This window comes from Geomicrobium sp. JCM 19038 (assembly GCF_000698125.1).
Lineage (GTDB): Bacteria > Bacillota > Bacilli > Bacillales > Marinococcaceae > Geomicrobium_A.
The window spans coordinates 83,282-98,924 of the sequence record NZ_BAXA01000003.1 but is presented as its reverse complement, the minus strand read 5'-3'; the positions used below and the strand labels follow the sequence as shown (position 1 = coordinate 98,924).

Sequence of the window (15,643 nt, the reverse complement as noted above, 5' to 3'; positions counted from 1 at the left end):
TATGCATACCCTTAAGCGATTAGTCTCGCTCAAGCCCTTCTTTCGTTTCTGGGTCTAATTTCTCTAACTGATTTAAATAAGCTACAAGGGCGTCAAGCTCTTCATCGCTTAAATCTGGATAAGCAGGCATGTTGTTCCCTTGCTTTAATGATTGAGGATCTTGAATCCAAGCTTTCAAGTTCTCATCCGTCACTTCAAGGTAGTTCGCGATTGTCTCACGATCTCCAAAGTTCGCAAGTGATGGACCCATTGCGCCTCCGTCTCCATCTACTGCGTGACATTGCAAGCAGCTTTGCTCTTCAAAGAGTTCACGACCTTCGTTTGCAAGTGATTCAGTTGGAGCTTCCTCTTCTTCTTGCATTGCAGTTGCCCACTCGTCGAACTCATCTTGCTCAAGAGCGATCAATCTGAAGTCCATTAGCGCGTGTGATGGACCACAAAGCTCTGCACATTTTCCTTTGTATACACCTGGCTCACTTGCTTCAAGCCACATGTAGTTCTCAATTCCAGGAATGTTATCGACTTTACCCGCAAGTGCAGGCACCCAGAATGAGTGCATAACGTCTTCTGCTTCTAAGACGAATGCAACTTTCGTGTCAACAGGCACGTATACTTCGTTACCGGCTGTAAATGAGTCATCACCAAAGTCATAATCAAACTGCCACCAGAACTGATGTCCAGTCGCTGTAATCTTCATGACATCGTCGCCAAGCTCTTCAGCACTTTCAGCGTCCAATTCTTCTTCATCAACCTCTTCTTCATTCTCAGCTTCTTGAGCTTCAAGACCAGTGTTTGATAAGTAAAATTGTCCAGTTACTGTAGGTACAGCTAAAATAGCTAATAAAAATAGCGGAATTACTGTCCAAGCCACTTCTAGCTTTGTACTTCCGTGAACTTGTTCAGGGTATTCATTGTCTCCTTCTTTATGACGGAAACGAGCAACTACGATAAAGAACAGTACGAAGACGACAATAATAACGATCGCCATGACGTAAAGACTTAAAATCATGTTGTCATAAATCCATTGCGACTGAGGACCCATTGGGTCTAAAGCCGTCAATCTTCGCTCACCACAGCCTGCCAAGAACAGGAAGACTGCCATAAACGGCGCAAACTTGAAAAGTCTTCTCAAACCATTCATGAGAGATTTTACCCCACTTTCTTTCTGTTGCTGATAATACAAGTGTAACCGTTGACTCGTAAATTCATGTAAGAACATGATCGAATTCACATCAGACTTAATCCTTCGTATAAATCAAGCGAACACACGGAACGCTTATTATTATACGAAGTAAGCTAAATGGGTATCCAAGTACATACAGCATGTTTTTGCCCGCCTTACAGTGACGAGCGTGGTTCAAAACGAATTACAATTGCCGGTTGAATATACTGAGGAAACGTACAACTTACACATCTAAAGTGAGCGCTATACGGTCACACCAACCGTAAACAAGTTGGTGTTACTGACAAACGGTAGTAGTCGTATTCATTCTTTGTCGGACATAAACGGTACAATCATTATTATGTAACTACTTGATCACACCATTTGCGAACTCGAAGCGTCATAGCGAGTACTCCTCAACCAAGTGCGGCAAAGCCCCGTTTATCGCTAACCGTGTCACCCCCTTTAAATCGTAAGAATGGCAATCAAGTACATTCACTTGAACCAATCAAACCTACTACAGTCTACTACAAAAGTCATATAGAGCGTAGAGGTTATCATTTTAATGCTATTATAGCCTAAAATTAAAATGGTTTCATCAAGTATCACCAATCTGATGAATATTTCACATGAATTGCCACGAAATGTTCACTGAACGTAAATTGACTTATGATGTTAAAGTTCTTTACTATTTACATGAGTGGTTCTTTACGTGTCGAAACATGTCGCTCGTAATAGCCTATTTTACGTAATCATACTCTATTTGTTTTGTCAACAGGTTTTACCCTACTTATGAAAAGGTGATCATCTTGAACAGAGGTTTGAAGTTTTTTGGGATTCTTACTTCAATCGGTATGATTATTGTACTTTTACAAGGTGCAATTGTCACGAAAACCGATTCTGGTGACGGCTGCGGCGAAACGTGGCCATTATGTTTTGGAGAAGTACTCCCAAGCAACATGGTATTTGCAACAATTGTCGAATATAGCCACCGTCTTGTCTCAGGAATTGTCGGGTTGCTCGTTATTATCTTGGCGATTTGGTCGTGGCGAAAGCTTCGTCACACTCAGGAAACGAAGTTCTGGGCGTTAATGGCCGTCTTGTTCATTGTTTTCCAAGGGATGATGGGTGCGGCTGCGGTCGTGTTCGGTCATTCGAATATCGTCCTTGCGCTACACTTTGGTATTTCAGCCATTTCTCTAGCAACTGTTGTCATCTTAACGATTCTATCATTTGAGAACGACAACCGACCACAGCCTCGAGTCACGAAAGGCTTTAGAAATTACGTATTTGGTGTACTCGTTTACGCCTATGCGGTCATTTACACTGGCGCTTACGTAAAACATACCGGCTCGACTTATGGCTGTACGAGTTTTCCATTTTGCGATGCTGCCTCATCGTCGATTAATTTTCAAGCACTCGTACAAATCATTCACCGCTCTGCGGCAATCTTACTCGTCGTTCTACTCGTGATTTTAGCAATCAAAGCAATGAAGTTTAAGAGCGAAAGTAAAACATTATCGATTAGTGCGTGGACAGTCGTTGCTCTCGTCCTCATTCAAGCTACTGCTGGGATTTTAATTGTTTATTTCCCAGATCAATACATGACGTTTGCACTCATTCACTCACTTGTCGTTTCAATTATGTTCACAATGATTTGCTACATTGCCACAATCATTGTAAGACGACCTGCTTATTAACAAAAAGCCCTCTCGATCGAGGGCTTTTTGTTTTTAGAATGCATCCAACAAGTTTGGCTTATACTTCGGTATTGCCCGCTCTAACAACTGTGCAGTATCATCGCTGATTGATAGCTGCCCGCGTTCTCTAAGGATTGAAAGATCAATATAACGAAACAACAACGGCACGAGTGTGCGAATATCTACAGTGATTGCATCATGACGTGGATCAGCTAGCGTTTCAACGTGTGTGCGTTCAACGTAATAACTGCCATTGTTCCACTCAGCGAACTCATCCGTAATCGCAAACGTCATGCTTTCACCATCTTCTAATTGAAAGGGAAACTGCTCTAAAAACCGCTGTGCATCGACGATACGTGCCATAAAAAATGGTTTCCGCTCTTCTTTCACTTGAGGGTTATCCAAATAAAATTGCCACGGTGTTTGCGATAATTGTCGCATTTTAATCGTCTCTGCCATCGAATCATGGTCTGCAATAAATCGCCATAGCTGTTCATAGGCTTCTTCGTTCAACGCAACAAACTCTGGCACGATCAGTTCATTTTCTTTTATCTTATAAAAAAGATAGCCTCGGTCTTCACCATGCTGGTCTACGTAAATGATCGCACGATATGTTTTAGTGAAATGATTAAACTTACGGTTTAACCACCACCATTCATCCCGATTAATCATCCCGGTGTAACGTGTCGCTAATTGCTGATAGACATCTTGCAGCCTTTGCCAATCTTCTTTTGTAACGTGATCAAAACTTCCAGTACCGTTTTTTGATGGTTTCGGAAACTGTTCTTTACTCGTAAAAACTGCTGTCGAGTGATCACAATACAACTCCCAACCGAATTTTCTGTAATACCCGACAGAGAAGGGGTCAAGTAGAGAAAGTGTTTGACCTTTCTCTACCATATCCGTCAGGGCATGTTTTATTAACGTACGAACGAGCCCCCCTCGCCGATGCTCTGGCCACGTCGATACGCCTGTAATCCCACAGGCTTTCATCGCTACGCCTTGAACGTATACATTCATCGGTAACATCGACACTTTCGAAGCAAGCCGCTCACCTTCAAAAGCGCCCCAAATGTTTGAAGGTTCAATACGAGAGCGGATATCATCTCGATCTTCTTTCGAAAAGTTGCCTTGGAAAGCAAATTCACCAAGTTCGATCACTTGGTCTATTTCATTGTCATTCAACCTACGAATTTCCATTGACTACTCCTTCATTAGCTCTCGAACTCTAGCAGTAAATCACCTGCTTCAATCGCTTCATTATTGCTTATATGAACCGATTTAATTCTGCCGTCCTTTGGAGCCTGTACTGTTGTCTCCATCTTCATCGCCTCCGTAATAATCAGGTGATCTCCTTTTTTCACGTCTTCACCTTCTTTTACGATCACGTTTAAAATGGTCCCTGGCATCGTTGCTGCGATATGTGCAGGGTTTTTCTTGTCAGCTTTAGCTTTTTCTCTGACGTTCGTTTTAATACTACGATCTTTAATCACGACTTCACGTGGTTGACCATTTAATTCGTAATAAACAATTCGATCTGCTTTTTCGTTTGGCTCTGATACTGAAATCAATTTAACGATTAATGTCTTTCCTTCTTCAATGACGACTTCAATCTCTTCACCTAAACGAAGCCCGTAAAAGAACGTTCCTGTATCAAGAACCGATACGTCACCAAAGCGGTTTCTAAACTGCTCAAATTCCTCAAACACTTTCGGATACATCGTATGATTTAATACGTCATGTGCCGTTACTTCTCGTTCAAGTGATTCGAACAGTTCTTTCTCTACTTGTTCAAAATCAACCGGGTCCATATGCTTTCCTGGACGATCTTTTAGTGGTTCACGGTTTTTTAAGATGATCTTCTGAAGCTCTTCTGGAAATCCACCGTGAGGTTGTCCAATTTCACCTCTGAAAAGCTCGATCACTGATTCCGGAAAATCAAGCGACTCTCCTTTTTCAAAAATGTCTTCTTCTGTTAGCTCGTTTTTGACCATGTAAAGTGCCATGTCTCCAACAACTTTCGAAGAAGGCGTCACTTTTACAATATCGCCAAACATTTCATTGACTCGCTTATACATGTCTTTCACGTGATCCCATTGGTTTTTCAAACCGACTGCTTTTGCTTGCTGTTGCAAATTACTATACTGCCCGCCTGGCATTTCATGTTCATAAATCTCAGGATGAGGCGCGAGCAAGCCATTCTCAAAGCCTTTGTAATAGTGACGGACGTCTTCCCAGTATCCCGTGAGTCTTTTCACGTCTGTCACATTCATTTGAGGTTCTTTATTCGTACCCTTCAGGGCATAATAGAGACTTTCCATACTCGGTTGTGAAGTTGAGCCTGCCATCGAACTAATGGCCGTATCTACAACGTCGACACCTGCATCGATCGCCCGGCTATACGTAAATACCCATTTCCGCTCGTATCATGCATATGCAAATGAATTGGCAGCGAAGTTGCTGATTTTAGCTCTCCGATCAATTCAAACGCAGCTTCAGGTTTCAAAAGACCTGCCATATCTTTAATCGCCAAAATATGTGCGCCTTCACGCTCAAGTTCTTTGGCAAGGTTCAAGTAATAATCCAAGTTGTATTTCGTTTGTTTCCCTTCGAGTAAATCTCCTGAATAACAAATCGCTGCTTCTGCGAGTTTACCACTCTCTCGAACGGCTTTTATTGCAGGTTTCATTCCTTCTAGCCAGTTTAATGAATCAAACACACGGAACACATCGATGCCCGCTTCTGCTGATCTCTTCACAAACTCTTCGATAACATTGTCAGGATAGTTTTTGTAACCGACCGCATTAGCCCCACGTAACAACATTTGGAACATCACGTTTGGAATTTTTTCACGTAACGTGACGAGTCGTTCCCACGGGTCTTCATGCAAGAAGCGCATCGACACATCGTACGTTGCTCCTCCCCACAACTCTAGAGAGAATAAGTCAGGCATGAGCCTCGCCGTTTGATCAGCAATCGCTTTTAGGTCGTGTGTTCGTACACGTGTAGCTAAAAGTGACTGGTGCGCGTCTCTATACGTCGTATCTGTAATTAACGTACGCTCTTCTTTTTTTAGCCACTCAACAAACCCGTCAGCTCCTAGTTCATCAAGACGTTGTTTGGTCCCCGCTTTAGGAGTCTTTGTTAAATCAACTTCTGGAATTCGAGGGGCCAAATAAATTGGCTTCTTCTGCTTTTCTAAATCTGGGTAGCCATTCACAATCGTTTCACCAATGAACGTCAACATCTTCGTTCCCCGGTCTTTCTTTCTAGGAAATACGAATAATTCTGGTGTCTGATCAATAAATGACGTATTGTACTCCCCATTTAAAAACGAAGGATGTGTAACGACATTTTCTAAAAATGAAATATTCGTTTTAATCCCTCTAATTCGAAACTCTCGTAAATTTCGGAGCATTTTCTGTGCAGCAACTTCAAACGTTGTTGCCCACGTAGAAACTTTTACGAGTAACGAATCATAATGGGCACTAATGACCGCTCCTTGAAAACCGTTACCAGCGTCAAGTCGCACACCAAATCCACCACTTGAACGGTACGCATTAATTCTACCTGTATCTGGCATAAAGCCGTTCTCAGGATCTTCTGTCGTCACACGCGACTGAATCGCAAATCCGTGCAACGTAACTTGATCTTGTTTAGGTAACGCGAGTTCTTTCCCGAAAAGCGTCGCACCGTCTGCAATGTACAATTGTGCATGAACAATGTCTACACCTGTAACCATTTCAGTAATCGTATGTTCCACTTGAATCCTTGGGTTGACTTCAATAAAATAAAATTCTCCATCAGCGCCTACTAAAAACTCGACCGTACCTGCGTTATAATAATTGACACTTTTCGCAAGTTGCACCGCTGATTCACAAATTCGTTCACGTAACTCATCTTCTAAGTTAATGCTCGGCGCAATTTCTACGACTTTCTGATGACGTCGTTGGACTGAACAATCACGCTCATACAAATGCAAGATGTTCTCACTATGATCACCGAGAATTTGAACTTCGATATGCTTAGGGTTTTCAATCAGCTTCTCAACGTAAACTTCATCGTTGCCAAATGCACTTAGCGCCTCTGATTTGGCACGTTCGTACGACTCTTTTAACTCTTTAGCTTCCCTTACAATCCGCATCCCGCGGCCTCCGCCACCTAAGCTCGCTTTTATAATAAGCGGATAGCCGTGTTCGCTCGCAAACGCTTCCACTTCGTCCAAACTTAAAACCGCACCGTCACTTCCTGGAATCACAGGGATGTTTGCGTTAATTGCTGCTGTCCGCGCGCGAATTTTGTCACCGAACATTTCTAAGTGTTCTGACTTTGGACCTATGAATACAATCCCTTCTTGTTCACAACGCTTCGCAAATTCTGTATTCTCTGCTAGAAATCCATATCCTGGATGAATCGCATCTACACCGATTCGCTTTGCGAGTTTTATCATCGCTTCAATATCTAAGTAAGCCTCAATCGGCTTTTTATCTTCGCCTATTAAGTAGGCTCATCTGCTTTATAACGGTGAAACGCTCCTGAATCTTCTTTCGAGTACACCGCAACAGTACGTATTTCGAGCTCCGTACAAGCTCTAAAAATACGAATCGCTATTTCTCCACGGTTTGCAACGAGTACTTTAGAAATCGTTTTTAATTTACTCATCGAAGTTCCTCCCACCAAATATGTATTTCTCATTCTAGATGTATATCATATCACGTTCATTTCTAGGTCGGCTACTAATAGGCACATGATTGTGTCGAATGTACTCGTAAAAACACTAAAAAAAGCCATTCTATGTAGATAGAATGGCTCTATTTATTCACGACAGTTGCATCATGTAACGCGGCTAATTTACGTTCTAGTTCTGACAATATGTTCTTTCCATTCGCCTCATCAATAAGATTCAATCGAATCGCAAAATCAATTTCACGAGACAACCCATACATCTGTGTATCGAGTACTTCCTCATACAATGGGCATTGCGGCATCGTTAGGTTATCCATCTGCACTTCGATCAATTGCCTGATCTTCTCAGCATCTGCTTTTAGGATGGCGAAGGCCTGCTCTCTGCTGTCCATCACTGTCTCCATCTGCACATGCATCCCTCCAGTTTGAACTCTCTTACCATCATATCGGCTACAGCTAGAAAATGCAAGTTGATTCCTACAAGTAACCGCTTAAAAAATGCTAAGATCGTAATTTTGTGAAATTCGTTTTAAAAGTTCAATGCCAACAACGCTATTTCCCTTCTCATCTAACGCCGGACTGTAGATGCCTATGCCTATGCCACCAGGTAAAGTACCTAAAATTGCACCAGACACACCACTTTTTGAGGGAATGCCTGCTTCGATCGCTAATTGCCCTGAGCTGTTGTACATGCCGCACGTCACCATAAACGTCTTAACGAGCTGAGCAATCCTCGGTGAAACTAGCTCTTTTTCATGTAGTGTACTATATCCCCTGTTTCCGAGCACTTGACCGATTCTAGCAAGGTGACAACAACTCATCTCAATTGAACATTGCTTCGTATAAATATCAATCACTTCATCAATGTCGCCTTCTAGAATGTTGTTCGCCTTTAAATAATAAGCGAGTGCTCGATTTTTGTCTGTTGTGTCATATTCACTTTGCGCAACGTCTTCGTTGTACGTAATGTCTTCATCGTCGGCAAGTTCACGTATAAAATGCAAAATCCGCTCAAACTTCTCTTCTTTTGTATTGCCTTTAATCATTGATGTAATCGTGAGTGCCCCGGCGTTAATCATTGGGTTAAGTGGCTTTGATTGGTCGGTTAGCTCAAGCCTTGCCATTGAATAGTACGGATCCCCTGTAGGTTCCATGCCCACGCGTTCAAATACATACTCTTTCCCACGATCTTCAATCGCTAATGCGAGCGTCAACACTTTTGACACGCTTTGAATCGTAAACGTTGTCCCGACGTCACCAAACCGATGACAAGCACCGTCTTTTGTAAAGATCGAGCAGGCAACCATCGACGGGTCGCTTTTTTTCAGTGCAGGTATGTAATCAGCAACATTCCCAGTTAATGAAAGCGGGCGAACTTCTTCAATTGTTTTTTTCATTTCTCTTACAAAATTCTCAGTTAACATAGACTACCGCCTCCTATTTTGTAAGTTGCCCTTTCTCTTCTATTATCATCATAATAAAGTAGCATAAACGAAGACAAGCTGTTACGATTATTGATGTAGGAATTAGAGGAGGATTCAAATGGATCAACACATACTTACACTATCGGGAGAAAGTAAATTCACGATTACCATCGACCCAACGGTATGGATCTTTGATAATCGCAAACTCGATGTGGACCAACACTTTAACGATCAATCAGAACAAGATAAGCCAGAAGAGCCAGAATTCGGACCGAGAAGATGGCAAACGAATCAAATCCGCACAAAAAAAGAAGCCCTCATTGAAGGCTCCTATGGGATGGTTCTTAAACCTTTTATTGAAAATGCTGAACCGACAGACCAAGCGAAGACGCTCGTTGCAATTCGCAGAAACGGTGAAGAATACAGTGCGCCTATTGACGTTGCGAAAGAATGGATCGCAGTATTCTCTGAAAACGGTCAAGTCATTAAAACGAGTGGTCCTCTTCATATTTATTATGGTGACGGTTCCAATCGCGAAAATCCGATCACTGATGTTGTCGGGCTTCGACTTGATGCATAGCGAAGATCATCTCTTAAAGAAGATCTGCTGCTAATTGGGCTAGTGCTGAGCGCTCGCCCTTTTCTAATGCTGTATGACCGCTAATTGAAACGTTTTTAAAACGTTCAATTACATACGTCAGTCCATTGTTATACGCATCCAAATACGGATGGTCAATTTGCTCTGGATCTCCAACGAGAACGACCTTACTGTTTTCTCCGACACGTGTAAGAATGGTCTTGGCTTCGTGTTTCGTTAAGTTTTGCGCTTCATCAATAATGATAAATTGATTTGGCAAACTACGACCGCGAATATACGTTAAAGCTTCCACTTGAATACCACCCATGCCAGCTAAAATATGATCGAGTTCCTCTGGCTTGTTCGTATTAAACAAGTACTCCAAATTATCGTAAATCGGTTGCATCCATGGGCGAAGCTTTTCTTCTTTCTCCCCTGGTAAATACCCGATATCTTTCCCTAGTGGCACGACAGGTCTTGCTACGAGTAGCTTTTTGTAACGTCCTAAATCTTCAGCTTGATATAGTCCCGCTGCAATCGAAAGCAACGTCTTGCCTGTCCCTGCCTTTCCAGCAAGAGTGACGAGTGGCAATTGTGGATCAAGCAACAATTCAATCGCCATTTTCTGCTGAACATTTCTCGGTTTCACTCCCCAAATGTGCTCACGCTCATAGCGGAGTGGTTCTATATGCGTTGCAGAGTGGTTCACTTTTGCTAATCCTGAGACAGAAGGTTGCAGTCGATTCTTTAACACTAAAAACGTATTTGGCTCTAGCTCACCACATTTCAATTCGTGAACAGGCAATGTTTGATTTCCATAGAAACTCTCAAGTACTGTTCCATCAACTTCAAGACGGCGATAACCTTTATACAATTCGTCATTCACGACAACACGATCATACAGAAAATCTTCCGCAGTTAAGCCAAATGCTTCGGATTTAATTCGAACGAGCGCATCTTTTGAGACGACAATGACTTTTCTTGCTTGCTCAGCCGCTTGTTGTTCCACGTTTAAATTTAATGCTACTGCAATTAAACGATTATCATTCGTTACATCCGGAAGAGTCACACCAACGGTTTTGTATGAGCTATGATTTAATTCCACTCGTACAAAACAATCGCTTCCAACTTTAATACCTTTATGAAGCGGTCCTTCTTCTCGCAACTTATCAAGAATCCTAGCCACTTCTCTTGCATTTTTCCCTAGTTCATCCATGTTCTTTTTTTTCGCATCAAGCTCTTCTAATACGACAGCTGGAATAACAACATCATGAGGCTTAAAGGAAAACAGCGCGTATGGATCTTGCAAAAGAACATTGGTATCAAGAACGTAAATATTCTTCAATCGATTACCTCCCGGCATTGAGGGTCCCCATCCGTCATGCATTGATCCTCTACTACTTTTTTATGCACAGAGAGCTTCAATGTTGACAAGTCTTTCAATTTCATTGCACGATTACTATATGAAAAACGATTTTTATCTTTTTTGAACGAGGTGAATGAAACGTGCGAGCGAAATGCTTACTATGTGATCGCGTTGATTCTCTAAACGACGAAGACCCACAAACAAAGAAGTTACGTAACCGACCGATTCATACGTACACGTGTAAAGATTGCTATGAGCGCATTGCTAAACGAACAGAAGAGCGACTTGCGACGGGCAATTATCACATCCCCCATCATAAAAACAATCCATAAAAGAAAAAACGGTACAGGTGAGCGCGCTCACCTGTACCGTTTTAATTTGTCTGTTCTTTTTGCGGTTTGCTCCGTTTGTGCATTCGTAATCGGATTCGGTAAATCCCGAGTATAAGACCAGCTACAATGAGTGATTCAACGACTGGATAGAACACGCCAAAGAACGCAATAATTAATGAGCCTATTAAAAGCGCTGCATAAACGACGATGTTTTTTAAAAGCGGTAGTTTTCTTGCAAACCCAAGGTTAAACACGACAATTGAAAGGATTACGACTGTCAAATATAACAACCAAAACCCTAATGCAATGTTTTCGTGTAAATTAAATAATCCCGCTGCAAAAGACACATCATCTACAGTCATCTCTCGACCTTCCACGATCGATTCCTCCTTTTCCTAATCAAAGGTTACGAGGTTTTCTTTTTACGTTTCGTTTCACGTTCACGCATCGCCGTATTTAACGTCTTCTTACGTAAACGAATTGAATCAGGTGTTAATTCACAGTACTCATCATCACCTAAATACTCTAATGCTTCTTCAAGTGTGTGAATGCGAGGTCGTTTTAACGTTGTTGTTTGTTCTTTGTTTGCTGAACGAATGTTGTTTGCTGCTTTTTCTTTCGTAATGTTTACAGCAAGATCGTTGTCACGATTGTGTTCACCAACAACCATTCCTTCATATACTTCAGTACCTGGTTCGATAAACATGACACCACGATCTTCAAGTTGAGTCATGCTGTACGTCGTTGCTTTTCCTTTATCATTCGAAATTAAGACACCTTCACGACGCCCTGCGATGCGACCGTCAAAAGCAGGTTGATACGAATCGAACGAGTGGTTAATGATTCCGTAACCTTTTGTTTGACTCATAAATTCTGTACTGTACCCTACGAGCCCTCTAGATGGGATCTTAAACTCAAGACGAACTTGTCCATCCCCTTGTTGCTCCATGTTGAGCATCTCGCCTTTACGTGCACCAAGTGCCTCCATAACAGAACCTGTATATTGGTCTGGAACGTCTACTTGAACGTGCTCGTACGGCTCACATTTTACACCGTCAATTTCTTTAATAATAACTTCTGGCTTTGATACTTGTAGCTCATAACCTTCACGTCTCATGTTCTCAATGAGAATCGACAAGTGCAATTCACCACGACCAGAAACTGTCCAAGCATCAGGAGATTCCGTTTGCTCAACTTTCAAACTAACATCTGTTTCTAATTGACGGAACAGACGCTCTTCTAATTTACGGCTCGTCACATGGCTGCCTTCAAGTCCTGCAAATGGACTGTTGTTCGTAAGGAACGTCATTTGTAGTGTCGGCTCATCAATTCGAACGAGCGGTAGCGGGTCGATGTTGTCTTCATGACAAACCGTCTCCCCTACGTTAATGTCATCAATACCGGCAATGGCAATAATGTCTCCAGCAGAGGCATGTTCAATTTCAACCTTCTCTAAACCGTGGAAACCGAACATTTTACTCACGCGGAACGATTGCTCTTTCCCGTCACGTTTTACAACGACACAACGATCACCTTTGTTCAGTGAACCTCGGAAAATACGCCCAACACCAATACGGCCTAAGAAATCGTTGTACTCAAGCATCGTTACTTGGAATTGTAATCCTTCGTCACTGTTTTCAACCGGTGCAGGAACTTCTTTTACGATCGTTTCAAAGAGAACTTCCATACCGCTATCCTTTTCGTCTTCTGGACGTTTAGAGATTCCTTGAATCGCTGATGCGTACACAACAGGGAAATCAATTTGCTCATCTGTCGCCCCGAGCTCAATGAAAAGATCTAGCACTTCATCAACAACTTCGTCTGGACGTGCGTTCTCACGATCAATCTTGTTTACAACAACAACAGGCGTTAATTCTTGTGCTAATGCTTTCTTTAATACGAAGCGTGTCTGTGGCATACAGCCTTCGTAAGCATCAACGACGAGAAGTACACCGTCTACCATCTTCAAGATTCGTTCAACTTCACCACCGAAGTCGGCGTGTCCAGGTGTATCTAGAATGTTAACTTTCGTATCGTTGTATTGAATGGCTGTGTTTTTTGCGAGAATCGTAATGCCTCGTTCTTTCTCAAGATCATTCGAATCCATCGCTCGCTCAGCGACTTGCTCATGCTCTTTAAATGTCCCTGATTGCTTTAATAATTCGTCTACAAGTGTCGTTTTTCCATGGTCTACGTGTGCGATAATCGCTATATTTCTTAATTCATGTTTATTGTTCACTAGATGACTTCTCCCCTTATAATCCGTTACTTATACTGTTCAACTTTTCTATTTTAGCACATCTCTCTTGACAACTCCACTTCATAAAGTGCCTTTCCAATTACGACAATTTCCGTTACACTAAATGTAGAATAATAAAAGCAGGTGAAAATGTTGAAGAATATTCATTGGCCCGTGTTGCTTTTAGCCGTCCTTGCTGTATTAGGTATTGCCACATACGGTGTTGCTGTTGCTGAACGCAGTTTCTTGATTGCCATCTTGGCAACTGTTATGGTCGTTATTGCCTTTATGGGTTCTTCCAAATATCGATCCCGTAATACTGCTTCTTAAACGTTAAAGAGCGTTCCACATCGGAACGCTCTTTTTATTATTGTAATCGACTCAAAAACTCTTGGCTAACGTTTGGCACAGCAGCTAAGTACGTACTCTGGTCTTCAATAGAGATTGGTGAACCATCAACTTTTACGCATTCACAGCCGGTTTCTTCTAACAATACTTTAGCCGCAGCGAAATCCCACGGCGATAGACGTAAGCTCATATAGCCGTCTAGTCGCCCTGCAGCAACATACGCACTTTCAAGAGCTGCTGAACCATATGAACGTACTGCACGTACGTCTCGTACAATCGTCTGAAACCCTTGTTTTAATGATTCGTCAGCTTTACCGACGAGCCACCTTGCGTTAAAACCTAAAATCGCTTGCTCAAATGGCACCGACGCTCTTTTTGGCAATCTCTTCCCGTTCATGTACGCCCCGAGACCGCGGACCGCCGTAAACCACTCTTCACTTTTCACATCATAAACGATCCCAACATATCCAATGCCTCGTTGATAAATTCCAACGGATACGCAATAGTTCATCGATTGATGAACGAAATTGGTTGTCCCATCAATTGGATCAATAATCCACGTAATCGTGTCGTCGTTATGAACATCGTCATGATCTCCTTCTTCCCCGACAATACGATGCGTAGGATAGAACTTTCGAATTTGATCGGTCATCAGGCGTTGTATTTCAATATCTTTATCTGTCACTAAGTCATCTGCATCTTCTTTCGTATCTATATGTAAGGATTCACGCTCCACATCGACAATGCGGGTTGCTGCAGTTTTTACAAAAGATACCGCCTCGTCTTTTAAAGCTGACCAGTTCATTTGTTGCGTCTCCAATTCACTCGCTCCTTCTCCCAGCCATCCATTTCTCTTCCACTTAGTTTAGCTTACATGACATTGAAAGTAAAAAAAAAGCGGGCTTCTGCCCGCTAAAAACTCCCTGTATGATTATCCTTCAAGCCTTAACAGTTCCTGTGTGAGTTTCTTCAATTTAAGCTTCACTTGTTCTATTCCCTTTTCATCATTCGCTACCATATAATCGTGTAGGGTGACCAATTCATAATCAATCTCTAGACGTACAACAGGAATTCGTTTCTCAGCGTCGTTTCTCTTCATCGCTTGAATCACTTGTTCCATTACATACACCCCTCATTTTTTGTCCGAAAAACTTAGGGCCGCCTATGAACTTGGCGGATGGCCAAGCCTTTCGATCACCTGCGACACATGATTAAAAATTCTGATTTCGGATATTATATCATATGCGCTTCGATTTTCAAATGACATTCTAATTCGATGTTTTAGGTAAATGCACGTACACGAATTGTGACTCATTGTATGACAAGACACCTTCAACTTAGTACAATATATATAGAAAGGGGATTATTATGGAGAAAACAGGATTTAAACCTTCGGACTTTGACGTATTTACAATTGACGGCCTCGAAAATCGTATGGAAGCATTGCGAGAGCAAATTCAGCCTAAGTTTAAAGAAATTGGAGACGAGCTCACTGCTGAGTTAAATCGTCTTACCGGTGAAGACATGCATCTACACATTGCTAAGCATTTAAGAAGAACAACCAATCCACCGAATGACTCGTGGCTCGCTGTTGCCCCAAACAAGCGAGGTTATAAAAAGCTGCCACATTTTCAACTCGGGCTTTTTGATGATCATTTATTTATCTGGCTTGCGTACATTTATGAACTACCGAATAAATCAGATATTGGTCAAGCATTCTTAAACGAGATCGAAGAACTTAAATCGTTACCTGGAGAGTTTGCAATTTCTACAGATCACACGAAAAAAAAGTGCTGAGAAACTTCAAGA

Annotated in this window: 14 protein-coding genes and 1 pseudogene; 5 read left to right on the top strand and 10 right to left on the bottom strand. The window is 42.0% G+C overall.

Features of this window, described 5'->3' with window-relative positions; all coding sequences use genetic code 11:
- Positions 1 to 19: 19 nt before the first annotated feature.
- On the bottom strand, positions 20 to 1,141 hold the full coding sequence (coxB, locus tag JCM19038_RS05260) for a cytochrome c oxidase subunit II (protein ID WP_042415777.1): 1,122 nt from the start codon (positions 1,139 to 1,141) through the stop codon (positions 20 to 22).
- Positions 1,142 to 1,971: 830 nt separating this feature from the next.
- Between coxB and JCM19038_RS05255 the strand changes: the two genes are divergently transcribed.
- Entirely contained in the window at positions 1,972 to 2,862 is an 891-nt protein-coding gene (locus JCM19038_RS05255; RefSeq protein WP_042415367.1) for a heme A synthase, read from the top strand.
- A 33-nt stretch (positions 2,863 to 2,895) separates the two neighbouring features.
- Here JCM19038_RS05255 and eis read toward each other — a convergent pair whose 3' ends face one another.
- From eis to glsA, 4 genes and pseudogenes are all read right to left on the bottom strand, one after another.
- Positions 2,896 to 4,062: an enhanced intracellular survival protein Eis gene (eis, locus tag JCM19038_RS05250; RefSeq protein ID WP_042415363.1), complete on the bottom strand. Its 1,167-nt coding sequence runs from the start codon at positions 4,060 to 4,062 to the stop codon at positions 2,896 to 2,898.
- 14 nt (positions 4,063 to 4,076) lie between these two features.
- Positions 4,077 to 7,524, bottom strand: a pseudogene (pyc, locus tag JCM19038_RS05245) (pyruvate carboxylase).
- 149 nt (positions 7,525 to 7,673) lie between these two features.
- Positions 7,674 to 7,952, bottom strand: a complete 279-nt coding sequence (locus tag JCM19038_RS05240; RefSeq protein ID WP_042415775.1) for a YlaN family protein — start codon at positions 7,950 to 7,952, stop codon at positions 7,674 to 7,676.
- A gap of 87 nt (positions 7,953 to 8,039) precedes the next feature.
- A complete protein-coding gene (gene glsA / locus JCM19038_RS05235) occupies positions 8,040 to 8,972 on the bottom strand; it encodes a glutaminase A (RefSeq protein ID WP_042415360.1) in 933 nt (310 codons plus the stop codon).
- 118 nt (positions 8,973 to 9,090) lie between these two features.
- Here glsA and JCM19038_RS05230 point away from each other — a divergent pair, with 118 nt between their 5' ends.
- Positions 9,091 to 9,552 carry a hypothetical protein gene (locus JCM19038_RS05230; RefSeq protein WP_042415357.1) on the top strand — a complete coding sequence of 154 codons (462 nt, stop codon included), beginning with the start codon at positions 9,091 to 9,093 and terminating at the stop codon, positions 9,550 to 9,552.
- 13 nt (positions 9,553 to 9,565) lie between these two features.
- Here the strand turns inward: JCM19038_RS05230 and JCM19038_RS05225 are convergent, their stop codons facing one another.
- Positions 9,566 to 10,912, bottom strand: a complete 1,347-nt coding sequence (locus JCM19038_RS05225) for a PhoH family protein (RefSeq protein ID WP_042359844.1) — start codon at positions 10,910 to 10,912, stop codon at positions 9,566 to 9,568.
- A 143-nt stretch (positions 10,913 to 11,055) separates the two neighbouring features.
- On the opposite strand from JCM19038_RS05225, the gene JCM19038_RS05220 reads away from it, so the two are divergent.
- A complete protein-coding gene (locus JCM19038_RS05220) occupies positions 11,056 to 11,247 on the top strand; it encodes a YlaI family protein (protein WP_042359845.1) in 192 nt (63 codons plus the stop codon).
- A 41-nt stretch (positions 11,248 to 11,288) separates the two neighbouring features.
- Here the strand turns inward: JCM19038_RS05220 and JCM19038_RS05215 are convergent, their stop codons facing one another.
- Both JCM19038_RS05215 and typA read right to left on the bottom strand, forming a co-directional pair.
- Positions 11,289 to 11,609, bottom strand: a complete 321-nt coding sequence (locus JCM19038_RS05215; protein WP_042359899.1) for a YlaH-like family protein — start codon at positions 11,607 to 11,609, stop codon at positions 11,289 to 11,291.
- 44 nt (positions 11,610 to 11,653) lie between these two features.
- Positions 11,654 to 13,486 (bottom strand): translational GTPase TypA, encoded by a 1,833-nt coding sequence (gene typA, locus JCM19038_RS05210; protein ID WP_042415353.1) that lies wholly within the window; start codon positions 13,484 to 13,486, stop codon positions 11,654 to 11,656.
- 150 nt (positions 13,487 to 13,636) lie between these two features.
- On the opposite strand from typA, the gene JCM19038_RS05205 reads away from it, so the two are divergent.
- Positions 13,637 to 13,816, top strand: a complete 180-nt coding sequence (locus JCM19038_RS05205; RefSeq protein ID WP_042359846.1) for a DUF5325 family protein — start codon at positions 13,637 to 13,639, stop codon at positions 13,814 to 13,816.
- A 37-nt stretch (positions 13,817 to 13,853) separates the two neighbouring features.
- On the opposite strand, the gene JCM19038_RS05200 is transcribed toward JCM19038_RS05205, so the two are convergent.
- Positions 13,854 to 14,654 (bottom strand): inositol monophosphatase family protein, encoded by an 801-nt coding sequence (locus JCM19038_RS05200; protein ID WP_081831628.1) that lies wholly within the window; start codon positions 14,652 to 14,654, stop codon positions 13,854 to 13,856.
- A gap of 111 nt (positions 14,655 to 14,765) precedes the next feature.
- Entirely contained in the window at positions 14,766 to 14,954 is a 189-nt protein-coding gene (locus JCM19038_RS05195; protein ID WP_042359847.1) for a hypothetical protein, read from the bottom strand.
- 248 nt (positions 14,955 to 15,202) lie between these two features.
- On the opposite strand from JCM19038_RS05195, the gene JCM19038_RS05190 reads away from it, so the two are divergent.
- On the top strand, positions 15,203 to 15,631 hold the full coding sequence (locus JCM19038_RS05190; protein ID WP_307189958.1) for a DUF1054 family protein: 429 nt from the start codon (positions 15,203 to 15,205) through the stop codon (positions 15,629 to 15,631).
- Positions 15,632 to 15,643 lie beyond the last annotated feature (12 nt).

What these genes read in the sequence shown, in the direction of transcription:
- glsA (WP_042415360.1), bottom strand. Translation starts at nt 8,972, where the DNA reads ATGTTAACTGAGAATTTTGTAAGAGAAATGAAAAAAACAATTGAAGAA.
- JCM19038_RS05225 (WP_042359844.1), bottom strand. Translation starts at nt 10,912, where the DNA reads ATGCCGGGAGGTAATCGATTGAAGAATATTTACGTTCTTGATACCAAT.
- eis (WP_042415363.1), bottom strand. Translation starts at nt 4,062, where the DNA reads ATGGAAATTCGTAGGTTGAATGACAATGAAATAGACCAAGTGATCGAA.
- JCM19038_RS05190 (WP_307189958.1), top strand. Translation starts at nt 15,203, where the DNA reads ATGGAGAAAACAGGATTTAAACCTTCGGACTTTGACGTATTTACAATT.
- JCM19038_RS05205 (WP_042359846.1), top strand. Translation starts at nt 13,637, where the DNA reads ATGTTGAAGAATATTCATTGGCCCGTGTTGCTTTTAGCCGTCCTTGCT.
- JCM19038_RS05215 (WP_042359899.1), bottom strand. Translation starts at nt 11,609, where the DNA reads ATGACTGTAGATGATGTGTCTTTTGCAGCGGGATTATTTAATTTACAC.
- coxB (WP_042415777.1), bottom strand. Translation starts at nt 1,141, where the DNA reads ATGAATGGTTTGAGAAGACTTTTCAAGTTTGCGCCGTTTATGGCAGTC.
- JCM19038_RS05240 (WP_042415775.1), bottom strand. Translation starts at nt 7,952, where the DNA reads ATGGAGACAGTGATGGACAGCAGAGAGCAGGCCTTCGCCATCCTAAAA.
- JCM19038_RS05230 (WP_042415357.1), top strand. Translation starts at nt 9,091, where the DNA reads ATGGATCAACACATACTTACACTATCGGGAGAAAGTAAATTCACGATT.
- JCM19038_RS05195 (WP_042359847.1), bottom strand. Translation starts at nt 14,954, where the DNA reads ATGGAACAAGTGATTCAAGCGATGAAGAGAAACGACGCTGAGAAACGA.